Here is an 18939-nt window from a genome sequence, read left to right on the forward strand (position 1 = left end):
TCCCGGCAGAGGGCTCGGCCATCGCCGATTAGCCCTTGGCCAATGGGGCCTTGGGGGGAAGTGTCGGCGCCGCAGATACGGATGCGGCAGCACCAGCCGGAGCGCCGAGGGCCGCTTGCGCCTTGGTCATCGAGCGATTGATGCGGTTTTTCAGCACGTGCGAGGCGCGGAACACGAGCACGCGGCGCGGCAAAATCGGCACTTCTTCGCCAGTCTTGGGATTGCGCCCGACGCGCTGGCCCTTCTGACGCACCGAGAAACTGCCGAAGGACGAGATTTTGACGGTCTGGCCTTGCGTCAACGCATCGACGATCTCGCCGAGCACGGTTTCGACCAAGGTGGCCGAATCGTTTCGCGACAGACCGACCTCCTGGTAAACCGCCTCCGCCAGATCCGCGCGCGTAACCGTGGTTTCCGACATGCCGCTCTCCGGGCCGAGATTGAAAATCGCAAAATCGCCAAAATGCTAGCCCAGCGACCTAAAGCGGTCAATTACAAAGGTTTGGCGCCCGGACTTGAATCAAGCCCCGCAGTTTCGCCAATTACCATCTGATGACGCTGGCGCCCCAGGCCAAACCGCCGCCGATCGCCTCGAGCAGCACGATTTGGCCCTGCTTGATGCGCCCGTCGGCAGCCGCTTCGGCAAGCGCCAATGGGATCGAGGCGGCCGACGTATTGGCATGGCGTGCCACTGTCGAGACCACGCGTTCGGGGCCGAGCCCGAGCTTTTTGGCCATGCCGTCGATGATGCGTTGGTTGGCCTGGTGCGGCACAAGCCAGTCAATATCCGCACCTACCAAACCATTGGCCTTCAACGCTTCTTCGACCACATCGGCCAGCTTGACGACGGCATGTTTGAACACTTCCTGGCCGTTCATACGCACAACGCCGGACTCGCGCGTGGCGCTGGGTCCGCCGGTCGTATACAGCGCTTTGTTGAAGCGCCCGTCCGAATGCAGATGGCTCGAAAGAATGCCGCGTGCACCCGGCCCGTCGTCGGCCTGCAAGACCACTGCCCCTGCCCCGTCGCCGAACAGCACGCAGGTCGTGCGGTCCTCCCAGTCGAGAATGCGGGTGAAGGTTTCCGCCCCGATCACGAGTGCGGTTTTGACCTGGCCTGCGCGGATGAAATTGTCGGCGACATTGAGCGCGTAGACGAAACCCGCGCACACCGCCTGCACGTCGAAGGCAAAGCCGCGCCCGTCCATGCCCAGTTTGGCCTGCACGGTCGTGGCCGTGGCCGGGAACGTGGCGTCCGGCGTGGTCGTGGCGACGACGACCATGTCGACCGCATCGACCGCAATGCCGGCATTGGCAAGCGCCTGGCGGGCGGCATGCGTCGCAAGATCGGACGTGAGCTCGCCGTCGGCGGCAATATGGCGCTGCTTGATGCCGGTGCGCGCGACGATCCAGTCGTCGGATGTTTCGACGCGCTTGGCGAGTTCGAGATTGGAGACGGCGTTTGCAGGCAAATAGGCGCCTGTACCGCGCACGACGGAACGAATGGACATAACGACCTACCCGATTGCCGCTTCGGGCGGCGGCGGCGCCAGATGGGCCAGTTCTTTGCGGATTTTGTCGTTGAGCCCGTGCGTGACCATGTCGACCGCGACGCCGATCGCATTAGCAAAGCCGAGCGCATCGGTACCGCCGTGGCTTTTGACGACGATACCATTGAGCCCCACGAACATGGCTCCGTTGTAGCGGCGCGGATCGGTGCGCAAGCGCACTTTCTTGAGGGCGGACTTCGCGAACAAATAGCCGAGCTTGGCCAAGAACGACGATTGGAAAGCGCCTTTGAGGAAACTCGAATAGAGCTTCGAGGTGCCCTCGGCGATCTTCAAAGCCACATTGCCGGTAAACCCGTCGGTCACGACCACATCGACCGTTCCGCCCGGAACGTCGTCGCCTTCGACGAAACCGTGGAACAGGATCGGCAGGTTGGTGTCGCGCAGCCACGCTGCGGCAAGGCGCAGCTCTTCGTGGCCCTTCATTTCTTCCGAACCGACATTGAGCAGGCCCACGCTGGGCTGCTCGAGTCCCAACACTGCGCGCGCAAAAACCTCGCCCATAATCGCGAACTGCACGAGATTGTCGGCGTTGCACTGCACGTTGGCGCCGAGATCGAGCATGACGCTCTCGCCGCGCATCGTCGGGAAAAGCGACGCGATCGCCGGACGGTCGATGCCGGGCAGCGTTTTCAAAACGAACTTGGCCATCGCCATCAGCGCACCGGTATTGCCGGCCGACACGACGCCCGAACTTGCTCCGTCGCGCACCGCATCGATGGCCAGGCGCATGCTCGATTTGCGGCCCGAGCGCAAGGCGATCGCAGGCTTGGCATCGCCCGCGACGAACTCGTCGGTATGCACGATTTTGTGGCGCGCGCGATCAAGGCGCGTCGCCGCGACCAGCGGCTCGAGCTTCGCTTCGTCGCCGAACAATAAAAAGTCGACGAACGGAAACCGCTCTTGCGCCAGCTCGCAGCCCTGGATCGCCATATCGGGAGCGTTGTCGCCGCCCATCGCGTCGATGGAAAGCACGAGCCGTTGGCTCAAGATGTCCAGCCCTCCGGTCGGCAGCTTCGCGGAACGCGGCGGCAGATGTCGCCGCCCCGCCGCGATGCCGGTTCGGCGTGCGCGCTCAGGCCTGCGCCGTCTTGGCCACGACTTCGCGGCCGTCGTAATAGCCGCAAGCGCCGCAGATATGGTGCGGACGCTTCAGTTCGCCGCAGTTCGGGCATTCCGAATAGGACGCAGCCGCGATCGCATCGTGCGAACGGCGCATGTTGCGACGCGAAGGGGAAACTTTTTTCTTGGGAACCGCCATAACACAACCTCGTCCGTGAGCCGCCCCATCACAGCAATGCGGGGGCAAACCCGGTCAAACCAAAACGTCGTTCGGAATTCAGGCGCCTAGATAGACAATTCCGCCGTCCGGCTCAAGTCTTCTTTCTGTCACGTTCCGGCTATTTTTCCTTGGCCAGTTTAGCCTTGAGGTCCGCAAAGGGCTTTATCTTGCCTTCGGCAGCATCGACGGGGCCCACCTCGCCCCATTGCGGCTGGAACTGGGCGCCGTCGGCGCGCGGATACGGATCGATCGTGACTGCAAATTCCTGGGCAACCAGCTCGCCAAGATCGAGCGGGCCGTTGGGCAGCGCTTCTTCGAGCTCGTCTTCGGCCGCGATCGCCGCCACGTCGATCTCGCCGTCGGCATCGACCGGGATCGGTTTCAGGTCTTCGGGCGGGACGAACAGCACCGAAAATTTCTCGGCGACCTTCTGCGCCACCGGCTGCAGCGACACCACGCAAGCCTGCTGCAACGAAGCCGCAATGCGCCCCTCGACGCGCACCGCGCGTCCAGCGCGCACGCGCTGCAATGTCAGTTTCGCCTCGAGCCTGTCGATGGCGAGCACCTCGAAGCGCTTGGCCAGGGCGGCGCATTCTTCCGCCGTGGCCGTCACCGTGTGGCGCACGGGGCGCTCGCGCAACGCATCGAGCGCAAAGGGGCGTGAAAACTCGCTCACGCGGCAGCACCCGCCGGCGGCGGGAACACGATCTGCCCGAGCACCAGCGCGTCCACCGACTGCCCGGCAAGCGCTGCTGCCGCTGCACGCACATAGAGCGCGACAAGGGCGATTTCGCCGGCCGGCACATTCTCGCGCGTGCCGTATAGATTGCGCGCAAGCGCATTCGGCAGCAGGGCTTTGTCGTCGCTTGCCAGTGCTTGTTCGTAGACTGCAGCGCGGCCATAGAGCGCTTGCGCCATCTGCTTGACGCGGCGCGACACGCCCATGTCGCCCACGCCGAGTTCGCGCACCGAGCGGTCCATGTCGGCCACGAATAGATCGACGAGATTCTGAGCCAAAGCAGCCGCACGCGGATCCGGGTCGCGCTTCAGGCGATTGAGCACGAGAAACGCGTGCAATGCGACCGCATCGAATCGGCCGTCGAGCGAATCCGGCACGCCGGCAACCGCGTAGAAATACGGGTCGCGCGCCTGCGTCGCCAGGGCCAGATACAGAAGCTGGGCCCCCGCTTTGGTCGCGTCGCGCTTGAAAATCCTCGCAAAAACCATGCCCGTCTGCATCCTTCCGGAGCGTCGCCCGGCCTGTGGCCCAGCCTGTTCTCCAGCCTGTTCCATTGACACCGCGCGCGCGACAGCCCACTTATCGTGGCTATGATGTGGCGCAAACAGACGAGGGAATCAACGGAGATGCTTGGCCTCCCCCGCTCGACCCCCCGATCGACGATCGCTTGGCTTGCCTTGGCGGCTTCGCTGGGGCTTGGCGGCTGCTCGCTCGGCTTTACCGAAACGCGCGGCTTTGTGCCCAACGACGACGATCTGGCCCGCCTCGAGCCGGGGCGCCAGACCCGCGACGACGTGCAGCAATTGCTCGGCACGCCCGCTTCGCAAGGCGTGTTCGACGCCGACCAGAGCTGGTACTACGTCGTGCGCAAGACCCACAGATTCGCGTTTTTCGAGCCCGAAGTGCTCGAGCAGCGCGTGGTCGTCGTGCAGTTCGACGGGGCCGGACAATTGGCCGAAGTACGGCGCTATTCCTACGAGGACGGCATCGTAATCGATCCCGTCACGCGCACCACGCCGTCGCCGGGCAAGGAACTCACCTTCATCGAACAGCTGATCGGCAGCGTAGGCAAATTCAACAAAGCCGCACCCAGACGCTGAGAACCCGAACAAGCCGAAAAAGAACGGCCCCGGATTTGTCGTCCGGGGCCGTTTTCGTTTCCGCAGCGACAAAGCCAGACGTTAGCTGGCGCCGCCCGCCAGGATCGCCAGCAGCAGGATCGCGACGATGTTGATGATCTTGATCATCGGATTGACCGCAGGCCCCGCCGTGTCCTTGTAGGGGTCGCCGACCGTATCGCCGGTGACGGCCGCCTTGTGGGCTTCCGAACCTTTGCCGCCGTAATGGCCCTCTTCGATGTACTTCTTGGCATTGTCCCATGCGCCGCCGCCCGAGGTCATCGAGATGGCGACGAACAGACCCGTGACGATCGTGCCGAGCAGCATCGCCCCCATGGCGGCAAAGGCTTGCGCCTGGCCCGCCACGAGATTGATCACCACGTAGAGCACGACCGGTGCGAGGACCGGCAGCAGCGAGGGTACGATCATCTCTTTGATCGCCGCCGCCGTCAGCATGTCGACCGCGCGGCCATAGTCGGGCTTTGCAGTCCCTTCCATGATGCCTTTGATCTCGCGGAACTGGCGGCGCACTTCTTCGACGACCGATGCCGCTGCCTTGCCGACCGCCGTCATGCCCATTGCCCCGAACAGGAAGGGCAGCGAGCCGCCGATGAACAGACCCACGACCACATACGGGTTCGTGAGGCTGAAATTCACCGTGTCGGCGATGTCGGGGAAGTAGTGCTTGAGGTCGTAGATGTAGGCCGCAAACAGCACGACTGCCGCAAGGCCGGCCGAACCGATGGCGTAGCCCTTGGTCACGGCCTTCGTCGTGTTGCCGACCGCGTCGAGCGCGTCGGTGAACTTGCGCACTTCCTTGGGCAGACCCGACATTTCGGCAATGCCGCCGGCATTGTCCGTCACGGGGCCGTAGGCATCGAGGGCGACGACGATCCCGGCCAAAGCCAGCATCGTGGTTGCCGCAATGCCGATCCCGTAGAGACCGCCCGTGATGTGCGCGACGAGGATGCCCACGCAGATCACGACGACGGGCAGGAAGGTCGATTCGAGCGACACGGCCAGACCCTGGATCACGTTGGTGCCGTGGCCAGTCTGCGAGGCGTGGGCGACCGAGCGCACCGGGCGATACTCCGTGCCCGTGTAGTACTCGGTGATCCACACCAGCAGGGCCGTAACGCCCATGCCGACCAGCGCGCACACGAACATGCCGAAGCCGGTGGAGTCGCCGATCTTCGTGTCGAGGCCCACATACTGCTGGGTCACGACGAAGATGAGACCGGTCGAAATCACGCCCGTCACGATCAGCGCCTTGTAGAGCGCCATCATGATGTTGTTGTCAGGCCCGAGCTTGACGAAGTAGGTGCCCACGACCGAAGCCGCGATGCACACGCCCGCGATCAGCAGCGGATACATCATCATGGTCAGCGTCTGCTCGCCCGTGAAGAAGATCGCGGCCAGCAGCATCGTGGCGACGATCGTCACCGCGTAGGTCTCGAACAAGTCGGCCGCCATGCCGGCACAGTCGCCGACATTGTCGCCCACGTTGTCGGCGATCACGGCCGGGTTGCGCGGATCGTCTTCGGGAATGCCCGCCTCGACCTTGCCCACGAGGTCGGCACCCACGTCCGCACCCTTCGTGAAGATGCCGCCGCCCAGGCGCGCGAAGATCGAAATCAGCGAAGCACCGAACGACAAGGCGACGAGCGCTTCAATGGTGGCGCGCGACGTCGCACCCTTCCAGTTGCTGAGCACGCCGAAATAGCCGGCAACACCGAGCAGGCCCAAGCCGACGACCAACAGGCCGGTGATCGCACCCGCCTTGAACGCGATGTCGAGAGCCGGCTGCAAGCCGCCGCGCGCGGCTTCCGCCGTACGCACGTTGGCACGCACCGACACGTTCATGCCGACATAACCCGCTGCCCCAGAGAGCACGGCTCCGACGACAAAGCCGAGGGCCACATGGATGCCCAAGGTGAAAACCAAGATCAGCGTAACGACAGCCCCTACGATCGCGATCGTACGGTACTGGCGGTTGAGATAGGCGGCCGCCCCTTCCGCGATCGCCGCTGCAATGTTGCGCATCGTTTCGTTGCCTTGAGGTGCGGCAACGACCTGGCGATACGCGACGATCCCGTAAAGGATCGCCAGGATACCGCAGGCAATAATCAGCCAAAACGCACCGGACATGATGGTAAGCCCCCTATTTCTTATTGTGGTTCAATTGATTGCACGAAGACTCGCGGATACCGCAAAACTTCGGGTTCGCGAACATGCCAGATGGTATGTGCGCACGCAAGAACTTGCGAAATAGCGACGTTTCGCGCCTAATCCCGCTCCCCCAACCCGCAAATGCGAGTATCCGTCGATGTTGTTGCTGATCTTTGGCCTGCTGCTGTTCTTGGGAACCCACTTGGTCACGACGCAGCGCGAAGTCCGCGCCAGCTTGCGCGAGCGTTTTGGCGAAAACGGCTACAAGATCGGCTACACGGTGCTGTCGCTCGCGGGGTTTGCGCTGCTCGTCAAAGGCTACGGCGACTATCGCGCAGCCGGCTACGTCGATGTGTGGACGCCGCCGCGCGCACTTGCGCATATGTCGCTGCTGCTGATGCTGCCGGTGTTCGTGCTGCTGGCGGCCGCATATGCGCCGGGACTCATCAAACGCGCGGTTCGCCACCCGATGCTGGCAGCCGTCAAATTCTGGGCGCTCGCGCATTTGCTCGCCAACGGCGATTTAGGCTCGATGCTGCTGTTCGGCGGCTTTCTTGCGTGGGCCGTGTTTGCGCGGATCTCGCTCAAACGGCGCGAGGCTGTCGAGGGTGCGCCCGATTTTTCGGCGATGAAATTCGGACGCGGCGATCTCGTCGCCATCGTCGGCGGGCTTGCCGCCTACGGGGTCTTTGCCTTCGTCCTCCACCCGCTCCTGATCGGCATTCCCGTCGTCGGCGGTTAAATCGCAGCCGAGCGCCGGTTGCGCAAGGCGAGCCATAGCAACGCCGCCAGCGCTAACCCAATCAGCGGTACGGCGCCGATATTGATGGCGTCCCACCCGACCGTGTTGTGCATCCAGCCCGAAAGGCCGGCGGCCAAAGCGACCGAGCCGAAAACGAGCGTATCGTTGGCGGCCTGCATTTTCGCTTTTTCGGCCGGCTTGTAGGTTTCGGTCAGCAGCGACGTCGCACCGATATAGAGAAAGTTCCAGCCGAGCCCGAGCAGGATCAGGCCCGCATAGAAATTCCAGAATTCGATGCCCGCCAGCACGATCGCGGCCGAGCCGAGCAGCAGCACCGCCCCGGCCGCCATCACGCGCACGACGCCGAAGCGCCCGATGATCGAGCCCGTGAAAAACGACGGCACGAACATCGCCAGCACATGCGCCTGGATCGTGCGCGCGGCATCGCCGAAGACCATGCCGCAGGCGATCATCGCCAGCGGTGTCGCGTTCATCACCAACGACATGACCGCATAGCCGACCGCACCCGCAAAAACTGCAACGGCGGCTTTGGGCTGGGCCAGCAGTTCGAGCAACGGGCGCGCCGTGCCTGAGCGCTCCTCGCCGGTGGGGACAGGAATGTCGATCAGCTGCACGACCAGCAACGCCACGCACGCCAGCAGCGCAAGGGCCGCAAACGAACCGCCGAACGCGACCGGCTCGAACATGTCGTGCGTGAGGCGCGCGATTTCAGGCCCGATCACAGCTGCAGCCACTCCGCCCGCCAGCACGTAGCTGATCGCTTTGGGCCGCAAGGCGGGCCCGACCCCGTCGGCGGCGGCAAAGCGGTAGAACTGCCCGGCCGAATTGTAGACGCCGTTGATCGCCGATCCGATGCAGAACAGCAGGAACGAGCCGCTGAAAATCGCATAAACGCAGAGCGCTTGACCCGCGATGCCGCAGGCAGCACCCAACGTGAAGCCTGCCCGCCTGCCGTAGCGCTTCATCAGAAACGACATCGGAAACGTGGCCAGCATCACGACGAGCTGCATGAGTGCCACGGGCACGGTCGCAAGCGACTTGTTTTCGGCGAGCATGTGGCCGACGAGGGCCGCCTCGGCGATCATCGTCGAGGTGCCGATCATCAGCAGCGCTTGCGAGACGGAAAGGATGAGGGTGCGACGCCGGGACGTGGCGTCGAATTCGATAGCTTGGGTCATTGGCGAGAGGCGTCTTTCAGTTTCCGATCCGCCGTTCGAGCACGCGCTCGAAGACGATCTCTTCGAGGATGTCATCGCTGCCGAGAATGCGCACGGCCGAAGCCGTCAGACGCCGCTTGGCGCGCTCGCGGTCGAAATTGTCGCCTTGCGCGGCAATGTCGTTGAGGTCGTAGACAAAGGCGTTCTGCAGCCGGTCCATCGAGGCGCGCACCTTGTCAACGTCGGCGCGTTTGAAAAGCCGCAGCTTGATCAGCAGCGCGTAGTGGCGCTTGACCTGGTTGTTCTGGATCGCGGGCACCAGCATGCGCGGCAGAAAAATCTCCGCCCCTGGATCGTCGCCAGCACCGGGTGCTGGGGTCTGAGCAAGCGCCGGCCGCGCCAAAAAAGCTGCAGCGGCTAAAAAAAGGAAGGAGCGTCTTTTTTTCACGATTTTTGGACTATGGCGCAGGACTAGAAATGGGTAAAGCCCGCGCGCGCGAAGCGCTGCCTCCGGGCGGCCGCATCGACGAAGCGAACTTGCGGTGCGCCCTTGGCGAAATGGCCGATGCGCGTCGCTGGGGTCTTGGCGGCAATGGCCGCGCGTGCGATCGCCGCACGTGCCGACGGCGGTGCTGCGAACAGCAATTCGTAGTCGTCCCCGCCCGCCACGACCGCCTCGAGCAGGCTTGGATCGGCGGCGAGCGCCTTGGCAGCGCTACGCGACAGCGGCAGCTGCGCAAGCGCCACAGTCGCCCCGAGGCCGGAGCGCGCGCACATATGCCCAAGATCCGCACCAAGCCCGTCCGACACGTCCATCGCGGCATGCGCAAGGCCGACGAGCTTTCGTCCCAGCGCCAGGCGCGGCTGTGGCAATCGATAGCGTGCGAGCAGCGCCTTGCCGGGTGCCAGAGCGCCCTTGGCAACCAGAAGCCCCAATGCGCCGTCGCCAAGCGTGCCCGAAAGCCAAAGATCGTCGCCGGAACGTGCGCCATCGCGGCGCAGCATCCTGCCCTGCCCGATCTCGCCCAAAGCCGTAATCGCAATCGTGAGCGGCCCCGGCGTGGAGGTGGTGTCGCCGCCCAGCAGCGGGATGTCGAAATATTCGCCGTCGCGCGCAAGACCGCTCGCAAAGGCGGCAAGGGCGCGATCGTCAATATCCTTCGGCCGCGCGAGTGCCAAGAAATAGCCGATGGGCTTGGCGCCCTTGGCGGCCAGGTCGGAGAGATTGACGCGCAGCGCCTTGCGCGCGATGTCGACAAGCGGATCGTCCGCAAAAAAATGAACGCCCGCCACGAGCGCATCGGCCGTCACGACCAGATCGTGGCCGGGCCTCGGGCGGATGCAGGCCGCATCGTCGCCGAGCGCAAGGGCGGCTTTGTCGCCGCGTGCTAGCGGCCGGAACAGTTTGGCGATAGTCGCAAACTCGCCGGATTTGGCGGTGCGGCGCGCCATGGTTAGCGGCGCTCCGCCATCTCCGGTGCCCGGCACCCTTTGGCGATGCGGTCGAGCACGCTGTTGATGAAGCCAACTTCTCGCCCGGCGTCGAATTCGAGCGACAGATCGACATAGGCGTCGATCGCGGCACGCGCAGGCACGTCGCCGCGCGCAAGCAGCTCGTAAGTCCCGGCGCGCAGGATCGCGCGCAAGACGGGATCGATGCGCGCGAGCGTCCATCCTTGCGCCAGGGCCGGCGAGATCAGCCCGTCGATCTCGGGCTTGCGCGACCACGTGCCCTCGACGAGATCGACGAAAAATTGCGGCTCAGCATCGGGCCAATCGGGGCCGCCGAAACCGGGCTTCAGGCGATAGCGGCGGAACTGCTCGACCACGCCGTGCGGATCTTCGCCCGCGAATTCGATCTGATAGAGCGCTTGCACGGCCGCCAGACGCGACGTGGTGCGGCCGTTCTTGCTGCGTGCATGCTCGCGACCGGCGGCGCTCATGGCGTCGACGCCAGACGGCGCTTGAAGGCAATCATGGCAAGGGCGGCAACGGCCGCCCCATGGCCCTTGTCGCCTTCGGTGCGTCGTGCGCGTGCCCAAGCTTGTTCCATGTTTTCGACCGTGAGAATGCCGTAGCCGATCGCAAGGCCGCGCCGCACGGCGAGGTCCTGCAGCCCACGCGCACTCTCGCCGCACACATAGTCGTAATGCGTGGTCTCGCCGCGGATCACGGCCCCCAACGCCACATAGCCGTCGTAACCCGCACCGGCCATGTCGGCCATCGCGATCGCTCCCGGCAGTTCGAAAGCGCCGGGTACCGCGACGCGTTCGGCAATGCCGCCCACGGACGCGATCGCGGCTTCGGCTCCCTTGGCAAGCTCGTCGGCCAGATCGGCGTAGAAACGCGCTTCGACGATCAGCACGCGCGGGCGCTGCCCCGCAAAATCGGCCGCCGTCGGCGAGGTGAAATCAGCGGACGCGAACATCGATGCTCTTGTGCCCCACAATGTTGAGACCGTAGCCCTCGAGACCGACCACGGCGCGGCGCGCGTTGGACAGCAGGACCATGTCTTTGACGCCGAGATCGAGCAGGATCTGCGCACCCACGCCGTAGTCGCGCAGCTCAGGCCCACCTTCCGGCGACTTGGCGTCGCCCGATTTGCTCTCGCTGGCCTTCTCCGCACCAAAGCGCGCGCGCACGCGATCGGAGAGGCTCGTGGCGCGCGGCTCGCGCAGCAGCACAAGCGCACCGCGGCCGGCGGCCGCAATCGTGCGCATCGAGGCCTGCAGCGTGCCCGCACGCTGCAGCGTCTGGTCGCCGAGCACGTCGTCGAGCACGCTCAGCGCATGCATGCGCACAAGGACGGGATCGGACGTCGAAATGTCGCCCTTCACGAGGGCAATGTGTTCGGCATAGGCCGCGCGGTTCACGTAGACGAGCATGCGCCACGTGCCGCCATGCTCGCTTTCGAACGTGCTTTCGTGCACGCGGTCGACGATGCGGTCGTTCTTGCGGCGGAACGCGATGAGGTCGGCGATCGTGGCGACCTTGAGCCCGTGATACTGCGCGAATTTCACGAGATCGGGCAGCCGCGCCATCGTGCCGTCGTCGTTCATGATCTCGCAGATCACGCCCGCCGGGATGAGGCCCGCCATGCGCGCGATGTCGACGGCGGCTTCCGTGTGGCCCGCGCGCACGAGCGTGCCGCCGTCGCGCGCCACGAGCGGAAAGATGTGGCCGGGGCTCACGATGTCGCGCTGGTCCTTGGCGGGGTCGATCGCGACCTGCACCGTGCGTGCGCGGTCGTGCGCCGAAATGCCGGTCGAAATGCCGTCGCGCGCTTCGATCGAAACGGTGAACGCGGTCTGGTGGCGCGAGGCGTTGTCCGCACTCATGAGCCGCAAACCCAGCGTTTCGCAGCGCGCGCGCGTCATCGAGAGACAAATGAGGCCGCGCCCGTGCTTGGCCATGAAATTGATGGCCTCAGGCGTGGCGAACTGGGCCGGGATCACGAGATCGCCCTCGTTCTCGCGGTTCTCGTCGTCGACGAGGATGAACATGCGGCCATTGCGCGCATCCTCGACGATTTCCTCGATCGACGACAGGAACGCGACTTCCGTCTGTCCGGTCGACAGAATCTCGGCTTGGCGCTGGGATGGCTTGAAGGGCACGGGGGCTTGTCCGCTTTCGTTGTCTAAGGCCGCGTCTGGCGCCGGGTCAGGCTTTGGCGAGAATACGCGCAACATAGCGCGCCAGCGCATCGACTTCCATGTTCACCCGCATGCCGGGCTGGAGCGTGCCCAGGGTCGTCGCATGCCAGGTATGCGGGATGATGTTGACGCCGAATTCGGCAGCACCGTCGGCCAAATCGCGCACTTCGTTGACCGTGAGCGAAACGCCATCGATCGCAACGGAGCCTTTGGGCGCCATATAGCGCGCAAAGGCGGCTGGGACCGCAAAAACCAGCCGCCACGAGCCCTGCTCGGGTGCAACCGAGCTGAGCACGGCCGTGCAGTCGACATGGCCCGACACGATGTGCCCGCCGAGTTCGTCGCCGACGCGCAAGCTGCCCTCGAGATTGATTTCCGTGCCTACTCGCCAGCCGCCGAGCGTGGTTTTGGACAAGGTCTCGCCTGAGGCTTCGACCGCAAACCAGCCGGGTCCTTTGGCGATTGCGGTGAGGCAGCAGCCCGAACACGCGATCGAGGCCCCGATCGCGAAGCGCTCGGTATCGAGTGCCGTCGCGATTTCAAGCCGCGTGTCGCTGGACGCTTTTGCAGGTTCAAGGGCGCGCACGCGCCCGCGATCGACGATGATGCCGGTAAACATGGCGGGGAACTTAAGGCGCCCGGCCCCAAGTTTCCAGCACATCCTCGTCGCAGGGCTCGAGCGCCGTACGCACGAAACGCGGCGCCTCGCCGAGTTTTTCGAGCCCAAAAGCCGCTACGGCCGCAATTCCGTCGCCGCCGATCACGCTGCCGGCCCCGAACCGCACCACGCGATCGACGAGATTCGCGCGCAAAAACGCTGCCGCAAGCCGCCCGCCCCCCTCGAGCAGCACACGCGTGATGCCGCGGGCGGCCAAACCTTTCAGCACGTCGGCGGGAACCAGATGCCCGTCGGCCGCCGCCGCGAGGCGAAAGACTTCCACGCCGGCGGCATCGAGGGCGGCTGCACGCGCGCGGTCGGCATCGGATCGCGCGAAAACCCAGGTCGGGCGCGCGCGCGCCGTCGCCACCAGCTTGGCCGTCAGCGGCAAGCGCAAATGCCCATCCACGACCGCGCGCACGCGAATGGCGTTTTGCGTGCCCGGCAGGCGCACGTCGAGCATCGGATCGTCGGCCGCGACCGTGCCCGAGCCCACCAGGATCACATCGTGCGACAGGCGAAGTGCATGTGCACGCGCACGCGCGGCCGGCCCCGTAATCCAACGGCTTTCGCCGGTGCGCGTGGCGATACGCCCGTCGAGTGAGGTCGCAAGCTTCAGCGTGACCAACGGCCGGCCCGCCGCGATGCGCAGCAGAAAACCCGCCGCGACCGCCTCGGCCTCGCCACGCCGCACATTTTCGACGACGGCAATGCCGGCTTGGCGCAGACGCTCGAACCCGCGCCCCGATACGCGCGGATCGGGATCGCCCATTGCCGCCACGACGCGCACAATGCCTGCTCCGATCAGCGCATCGGCGCAAGGCGGCGTCTGGCCGTGATGGCTGCACGGCTCGAGGGTCACGTAGGCGGTTGCACCCTCAGCAGCAGCACCGGCGCGCGCCAGCGCTTGCGTTTCGGCATGCGGGCGGCCGCCCGCTTGCGTCCAGCCGCGCCCGACGACATGGCCGCCTTTGACGATTACGCAGCCGACGGCGGGATTGGGCCAAGTCTGCCCCAGGCCGCGGCGCGCCAAAGACAGCGCCGCGTCCATGAAGCCCAAATCGGCTTCACTCGTCGTTGTCGCCGAGCTTGCCGACAAAATCTTCGAAATCCTTCGCTTCGCGGAAGTTTTTGTAGACCGACGCAAAGCGGATATAGGCGACATGGTCGAGCGTGCGCAGCGCGTCCATCACCATCTCGCCGACTACGGTCGACGGAATTTCGCTTTCGCCCAAACTCTCGAGACGGCGCTGGATGCCCGAGACGATGCGCTCGACGCGATCGGGCTCGACCGGGCGCTTGCGCACCGCATGCGTCAGCGAGCGCAGGATCTTCTCGCGCTCGAAGGTTTCCTTCGCGCCGTTTTTCTTGACGATGGTGAGCTCGCGCAGCTGCACGCGCTCGAACGTGGTGAAACGCGAACCGCAAGACGGGCAGAAGCGCCGCCGCCGGATCGCCGAACCGTCTTCGGTCGGACGCGAATCTTTGACCTGGGTGTCTTCGTGGCCGCAAAACGGACAGCGCATGGGCGGGATTTTCCCTTCTTCTTGTCAGGCCTAGAAGCCGCGATAGATCGGGAAGCGCGCGGTGAGCGCCTTCACCTTGGCATGCACGGCCGCTTCGACGGCCGCATTCTCGCCCGTGTTGGAGTGGGCAAGGCCGTTCAGCGTTTCAGCGATTAGGTCGGCGATCGTGCGGAACTCGGCCGGGCCGAAGCCGCGCGTAGTCCCTGCGGGCGTGCCGAGCCGGATGCCCGACGTGACCATCGGCTTTTGCGGATCGAACGGTATGCCGTTTTTGTTGCAGGTGAGGCCCGCGCGTTCGAGGCTCTTTTCGGCGACAGTGCCGGTCAGGTTCTTGGGCCGCAGATCGACGAGCATCAGATGGCTGTCCGTCCCGCCCGAGACGATCGCTAACCCGTGCTCGACGAGGCGTGCCGCAAGGGCGCGCGCATTTTCGACCACGCGGGCGGCATAGGCCTTGAACTCGGGCCGCAGCGCTTCGCCGAACGCAACCGCCTTGGCCGCGATCACATGCATGAGCGGCCCACCCTGCAGGCCCGGAAAGACGGCCGAGTTGAAGCGTTTGCCGAGATCTTCGTCCATCGACAGGATCATGCCGCCGCGCGGCCCGCGCAGTGTCTTGTGCGTGGTCGTCGTCACCACGTGCGCATGCGGCAGCGGATTCGGATACGCCCCGCCCGCCACAAGGCCCGCATAATGCGCCATGTCGACCATCAGCACGGCGCCGATCTTGTCGGCAACGGCGCGGAAGCGCGCGAAATCGATCTGGCGCGAATAGGCCGATCCGCCCGCGATGATGAGCTTCGGCTTCTCGGCAAGCGCTTTGGCTTCCATCGCGTCGTAGTCGATGAGCTGGTTGTCCGCGCGCACGCCGTAGGAAATCGGCTTGAACCATTTGCCGGACTGGTTGGCCGGGGCGCCGTGCGTCAAATGCCCGCCTTCGGCGAGCGACATGCCCATGTAGGTGTCGCCCGGCTGCAGCAACGCGAAGAAAACGGCCTGGTTCGCCTGCGCGCCCGAATGCGGCTGCACATTGGCGTAGTTGCAGCCGAACAGCTGTTTGGCACGCGAAATGGCGAGTGTTTCGGCCTCGTCGACGAACGCGCAGCCGCCGTAATAGCGCCGCCCCGGATAACCCTCGGCGTATTTGTTCGTGAGCACCGAGCCTTGCGCTTCGAGCACGGCGCGGCTCACGATGTTTTCGGACGCGATCAGTTCAATCTCGTTCTGCTGGCGCCCGAGTTCGCGGTCGATCGACGCGCGAATGTCGGGATCGGAATCGGCCAAGCTCGTGCCGAAAAAGCGCTGGGCAAAATCGGCGTCGAACGGGCGGGCGGGTTCGGCAGGCGACATCGGCAGAGTTTCCTTCGTTGAATAAGCAATCAGCTGAGTTTGACGACGCGCGCCACGTGGCGCCCACCGTCGAATGGCGTGGTCAGAAAAACATCGAGGCACGCGCGCGCGGTTTCCGGCCCGATGAGGCGGGCACCCAGCACCAGCACGTTGGCATCGTTGTGCTGGCGGCACAGGCGTGCCGACGTCTCGTCGTGGCAGAGCGCTGCGCGCAGATGGCGATGGCGGTTGGCGGCGATTGAAATGCCGATGCCCGAGCCGCAGATGAGCACGCCGCGCGCGGCTTCGCCGGCCGCAACGCACGCCGCCAGACGGTCGGCATAGTCGGGATAGTCGACGCTGTCGGCCGTGTGCGTGCCCAAATCGACGACGCGATAGCCAAGCTCGGCCAAGCGTTTGGCCAGCATTGTCTTGAGCTCGACGCCGCCGTGATCGGCGGCAAGGGCGATGGGTTCGGACATGACGGGCCGGACCCTACCATATCTCGTTGCGGCTCGACAATTGGCCCCAAGCGATTGCGATTTCTGCGCTTTTCAGCGATTTGCCGCGACGTCGATGCCGTGCCGCTTCAAGGCGGCGGCAAGCTTGCGCAAGGCATTGTTGCGCAGCACCAATTCGCTCGAATTGGAGGGGCCAACGATCGACACTTCGAGGCCGGTTTCGGCATCGATCGCCGTTGCCTTGGTAAAGGCGCCGATCTGGTGAAATTCGAACAGCGTTTCGCGCGGCATGGCCCATTCGTTCGGTTGGTTGCGGCGTGCGGTTGGTTGCGAGGAAGATATTTTAGGTCTAAACTAATTTCATGTCAGCCGACGTTTTCAGCATCGCGCAGCAGATCCGCTTCAGCCATACCGATCCGGCGGGCATCGTCTATTTCCCGAACTATTTCGACTTCGCCAACGGCGTCGTCGAAGATTTCTACACCAAACGCCTCGGCGTGGACTACGCAAAGCTGATCTTCGCCGAGCGCCGGGCCACCCCTATCGTGCACGCGGCGTGCGATTTCTTCGCGCCGTCGCGCATGGGCGAAACGCTGGCGATGACGCTGCTGCTGGACCGCGTCGGGCAAAGCTCGATCGCGTTTTCGATCTTCGGGCACGACGCCGAGCGCTTGCGGCTGCAGTTGCGCATCGTGACGGTGTATATGGACCTCGACAGCGGCAAGTCGACGCCGATTCCCGACGATCTGCGCCGTCGCTTTGCCGCCTACCAGCTCGCCGCCGCAGGCTGGACGCCGCCGCCCAAACCCGGAGCCGCCCCATGACCCAAGCCCCGCACCACGCGATCCTACCGCCCGGCTGGGACAAGCCCAAAGGCTATGCCAACGCGATCGTCGCGAGCGGGCGCCAGATTTTCATCGCAGGCCAAATCGGCTGGAACCCCGCCAACTCGACCTTCGAAAGCGACGCCTTCGTCGACCAGGCGCGCCAGGCACTCGCCAACATCGCGGCCCTTTTGACCGCCGCCGGGGCATCGCCCGCCCATCTTGTGCGCCTCACCTGGTACGTCGTCGACAAACACGAATATCTCGCAAATCTTGCCGCCGTCGGCGGTGCCTATCGCGACGTTCTGGGTCGCAATTTTCCGGCGATGACGCTGGTCGAAGTCAAATCGCTGCTCGAGCCGCGCGCGCGCGTCGAGATCGAAGCGACCGCCGTTCTGCCGGATTAGGTGGCCAGCCGCCGCGCGCGCTCTATAATCCCTTCCGAAGAAGCTGCCCTCGAGGATTTCGCCATGCCCGACACCGCCCCCGCTCCGACGAAAAAAGCCGCCTTCCAGTGGGAAGATCCGTTCCTGATGGACGCCGATCTCACCGAAGAAGAGCGCATGATCCGCGACGCCGCGCGCGATTATTGCCAGGAGAAGCTTGCGCCGCGCGTGCAGCACGCGTTTCGCGAAGAAACGACCGACCGGTCGATCTTCAACGAAATGGGCGCCCTCGGCTTTCTGGGTTCCACAATCGAGGGCTATGGCTGTGCGGGCACCTCGTACGTGGCCTACGGCATCATCGCGCGCGAAGTCGAGCGCGTTGACAGCGGCTATCGTTCGATGATGAGCGTGCAGTCCTCGCTCGTGATGTATCCGATCCACGCTTACGGCACCGAGGCCCAGCGCCAGAAATACCTGCCCAAGCTTGCGACCGGCGAATGGGTCGGCTGCTTCGGCTTGACCGAGCCCGACCACGGCTCGGATCCCGGCGGCATGCTCACGCGCGCGCGCAAAGTGGCCGACGGCTACGTGCTGTCGGGCAGCAAAATGTGGATCTCGAATTCGCCGATCGCCGACGTGTTCGTCGTGTGGGCCAAGGACGATGCCGGTGAGATCCGCGGCTTCGTGCTCGAAAAAGGCATGAAGGGCCTGTCCGCCCCGAAGATCGAAGGCAAGTTCAGCTTGCGCGCCTCGATCACGGGCGAAATCGTTATGGACGACGTGCATGTGCCCGAAGACGCGCTGCTGCCGAATGTCAAAGGTCTCAAAGGCCCGTTCGGCTGCCTCAACCGCGCGCGCTACGGCATTGCATGGGGCGCTCTCGGTGCGGCCGAATTCTGCTGGCATGCCGCGTTGCGCTATACGCTCGAGCGCAAGATGTTCGGCCGCCCCATCGCGGCCAACCAGCTCATCCAAAAGAAACTCGCCGACATGCAGACCGAAATTTCGATCGGCCTGCTCGCCTGCCTGCGCGCCGGGCGCCTGATGGACGAAGGGCGCTTGGCGCCCGAGACCATCAGCATCATCAAGCGCAACAGCTGCGGCAAAGCGCTCGACATTGCGCGTATGGCGCGCGACATGCACGGCGGCAACGGCATCATGGACGAGTACGGCGTGATCCGGCACATGCTCAATCTCGAAACCGTGAACACGTATGAAGGTACGCACGACATCCATGCGCTGATCTTGGGTCGCGCGCAGACGGGAATTCAGGCGTTCGGACCCTAACGCTGTCATCCAAACTTCA

General features: G+C 64.6%; 24 protein-coding genes. 5 read left to right on the forward strand and 19 right to left on the reverse strand.

From position 1 onward, the window contains the following. Positions 1 to 28 precede the first annotated feature (28 nt). The 6 genes from O9320_13435 to O9320_13460 all read right to left on the reverse strand — a co-directional run bounded on the left by O9320_13435 (position 29) and on the right by O9320_13460 (position 4077). Complete coding sequence (locus O9320_13435) at positions 29 to 421, reverse strand: integration host factor subunit alpha (protein MCZ8311848.1); 393 nt, start codon at positions 419 to 421, stop codon at positions 29 to 31. Positions 422 to 542: 121 nt separating this feature from the next. Further along, positions 543 to 1511 carry a ketoacyl-ACP synthase III gene (locus O9320_13440; GenBank protein MCZ8311849.1) on the reverse strand — a complete coding sequence of 323 codons (969 nt, stop codon included), beginning with the start codon at positions 1509 to 1511 and terminating at the stop codon, positions 543 to 545. Between the two features lie 6 nt (positions 1512 to 1517). Continuing rightward, entirely contained in the window at positions 1518 to 2558 is a 1041-nt protein-coding gene (gene plsX, locus O9320_13445; GenBank protein ID MCZ8311850.1) for a phosphate acyltransferase PlsX, read from the reverse strand. 85 nt (positions 2559 to 2643) lie between these two features. Next, entirely contained in the window at positions 2644 to 2829 is a 186-nt protein-coding gene (rpmF, locus tag O9320_13450; GenBank protein ID MCZ8311851.1) for a 50S ribosomal protein L32, read from the reverse strand. A gap of 139 nt (positions 2830 to 2968) precedes the next feature. Then, positions 2969 to 3526 (reverse strand): DUF177 domain-containing protein, encoded by a 558-nt coding sequence (locus O9320_13455; GenBank protein MCZ8311852.1) that lies wholly within the window; start codon positions 3524 to 3526, stop codon positions 2969 to 2971. Further along, positions 3523 to 4077 carry a ubiquinol-cytochrome C chaperone gene (locus O9320_13460; GenBank protein MCZ8311853.1) on the reverse strand — a complete coding sequence of 185 codons (555 nt, stop codon included), beginning with the start codon at positions 4075 to 4077 and terminating at the stop codon, positions 3523 to 3525. The genes O9320_13455 and O9320_13460 overlap by 4 nt, the downstream gene beginning before the upstream one ends. Before the next feature lie 138 nt (positions 4078 to 4215). On the opposite strand from O9320_13460, the gene bamE reads away from it, so the two are divergent. Further along, positions 4216 to 4689, forward strand: a complete 474-nt coding sequence (bamE, locus tag O9320_13465) for an outer membrane protein assembly factor BamE (protein ID MCZ8311854.1) — start codon at positions 4216 to 4218, stop codon at positions 4687 to 4689. Positions 4690 to 4770: 81 nt separating this feature from the next. Here the strand turns inward: bamE and O9320_13470 are convergent, their stop codons facing one another. Continuing rightward, a complete protein-coding gene (locus tag O9320_13470) occupies positions 4771 to 6855 on the reverse strand; it encodes a sodium-translocating pyrophosphatase (protein ID MCZ8311855.1) in 2085 nt (694 codons plus the stop codon). A 178-nt stretch (positions 6856 to 7033) separates the two neighbouring features. Between O9320_13470 and O9320_13475 the strand changes: the two genes are divergently transcribed. Beyond that, positions 7034 to 7618 carry an NnrU family protein gene (locus tag O9320_13475; protein MCZ8311856.1) on the forward strand — a complete coding sequence of 195 codons (585 nt, stop codon included), beginning with the start codon at positions 7034 to 7036 and terminating at the stop codon, positions 7616 to 7618. On the opposite strand, the gene O9320_13480 is transcribed toward O9320_13475, so the two are convergent. From O9320_13480 to O9320_13535, 12 genes are all read right to left on the reverse strand, one after another. Next, entirely contained in the window at positions 7615 to 8817 is a 1203-nt protein-coding gene (locus tag O9320_13480) for an MFS transporter (GenBank protein ID MCZ8311857.1), read from the reverse strand. The genes O9320_13475 and O9320_13480 overlap by 4 nt on opposite strands. A 16-nt stretch (positions 8818 to 8833) precedes the next feature. Continuing rightward, the gene (locus O9320_13485) at positions 8834 to 9199 is read right to left on the reverse strand and encodes a hypothetical protein (protein ID MCZ8311858.1); all 366 of its coding nucleotides are present in this window, start codon (positions 9197 to 9199) and stop codon (positions 8834 to 8836) included. 68 nt (positions 9200 to 9267) lie between these two features. Continuing rightward, entirely contained in the window at positions 9268 to 10248 is a 981-nt protein-coding gene (gene thiL, locus O9320_13490; GenBank protein MCZ8311859.1) for a thiamine-phosphate kinase, read from the reverse strand. Positions 10249 to 10250: 2 nt separating this feature from the next. Further along, positions 10251 to 10739 carry a transcription antitermination factor NusB gene (gene nusB, locus O9320_13495; protein MCZ8311860.1) on the reverse strand — a complete coding sequence of 163 codons (489 nt, stop codon included), beginning with the start codon at positions 10737 to 10739 and terminating at the stop codon, positions 10251 to 10253. After that, entirely contained in the window at positions 10736 to 11224 is a 489-nt protein-coding gene (gene ribH / locus O9320_13500; protein ID MCZ8311861.1) for a 6,7-dimethyl-8-ribityllumazine synthase, read from the reverse strand. Before ribH ends, nusB begins: the two co-directional genes overlap by 4 nt. After that, positions 11208 to 12377, reverse strand: coding sequence for a 3,4-dihydroxy-2-butanone-4-phosphate synthase (ribB, locus tag O9320_13505; GenBank protein ID MCZ8311862.1), 1170 nt, complete (start codon positions 12375 to 12377; stop codon positions 11208 to 11210). Before ribB ends, ribH begins: the two co-directional genes overlap by 17 nt. A gap of 79 nt (positions 12378 to 12456) precedes the next feature. Next, a complete protein-coding gene (locus O9320_13510; protein ID MCZ8311863.1) occupies positions 12457 to 13068 on the reverse strand; it encodes a riboflavin synthase in 612 nt (203 codons plus the stop codon). Positions 13069 to 13078: 10 nt separating this feature from the next. Next, positions 13079 to 14158, reverse strand: a complete 1080-nt coding sequence (gene ribD / locus O9320_13515) for a bifunctional diaminohydroxyphosphoribosylaminopyrimidine deaminase/5-amino-6-(5-phosphoribosylamino)uracil reductase RibD (protein MCZ8311864.1) — start codon at positions 14156 to 14158, stop codon at positions 13079 to 13081. A gap of 16 nt (positions 14159 to 14174) precedes the next feature. Beyond that, positions 14175 to 14633: a transcriptional regulator NrdR gene (nrdR, locus tag O9320_13520; GenBank protein MCZ8311865.1), complete on the reverse strand. Its 459-nt coding sequence runs from the start codon at positions 14631 to 14633 to the stop codon at positions 14175 to 14177. 30 nt (positions 14634 to 14663) lie between these two features. Then, on the reverse strand, positions 14664 to 15983 hold the full coding sequence (locus tag O9320_13525) for a serine hydroxymethyltransferase (protein ID MCZ8311866.1): 1320 nt from the start codon (positions 15981 to 15983) through the stop codon (positions 14664 to 14666). Between the two features lie 29 nt (positions 15984 to 16012). Further along, on the reverse strand, positions 16013 to 16444 hold the full coding sequence (gene rpiB / locus O9320_13530; protein ID MCZ8311867.1) for a ribose 5-phosphate isomerase B: 432 nt from the start codon (positions 16442 to 16444) through the stop codon (positions 16013 to 16015). 72 nt (positions 16445 to 16516) lie between these two features. Then, a complete protein-coding gene (locus O9320_13535) occupies positions 16517 to 16714 on the reverse strand; it encodes a hypothetical protein (GenBank protein MCZ8311868.1) in 198 nt (65 codons plus the stop codon). 71 nt (positions 16715 to 16785) lie between these two features. Here O9320_13535 and O9320_13540 point away from each other — a divergent pair, with 71 nt between their 5' ends. From O9320_13540 to O9320_13550, 3 genes are all read left to right on the forward strand, one after another. Beyond that, positions 16786 to 17247, forward strand: a complete 462-nt coding sequence (locus tag O9320_13540) for a thioesterase family protein (GenBank protein MCZ8311869.1) — start codon at positions 16786 to 16788, stop codon at positions 17245 to 17247. Next, positions 17244 to 17654 carry a RidA family protein gene (locus O9320_13545; protein MCZ8311870.1) on the forward strand — a complete coding sequence of 137 codons (411 nt, stop codon included), beginning with the start codon at positions 17244 to 17246 and terminating at the stop codon, positions 17652 to 17654. Before O9320_13540 ends, O9320_13545 begins: the two co-directional genes overlap by 4 nt. A 63-nt stretch (positions 17655 to 17717) precedes the next feature. Continuing rightward, complete coding sequence (locus tag O9320_13550; protein ID MCZ8311871.1) at positions 17718 to 18920, forward strand: acyl-CoA dehydrogenase; 1203 nt, start codon at positions 17718 to 17720, stop codon at positions 18918 to 18920. Positions 18921 to 18939: the final 19 nt, after the last annotated feature.

Origin of the sequence: Magnetospirillum sp. (assembly GCA_027532905.1) — a bacterium.
Lineage (GTDB): Bacteria > Pseudomonadota > Alphaproteobacteria > CACIAM-22H2 > CACIAM-22H2 > Tagaea.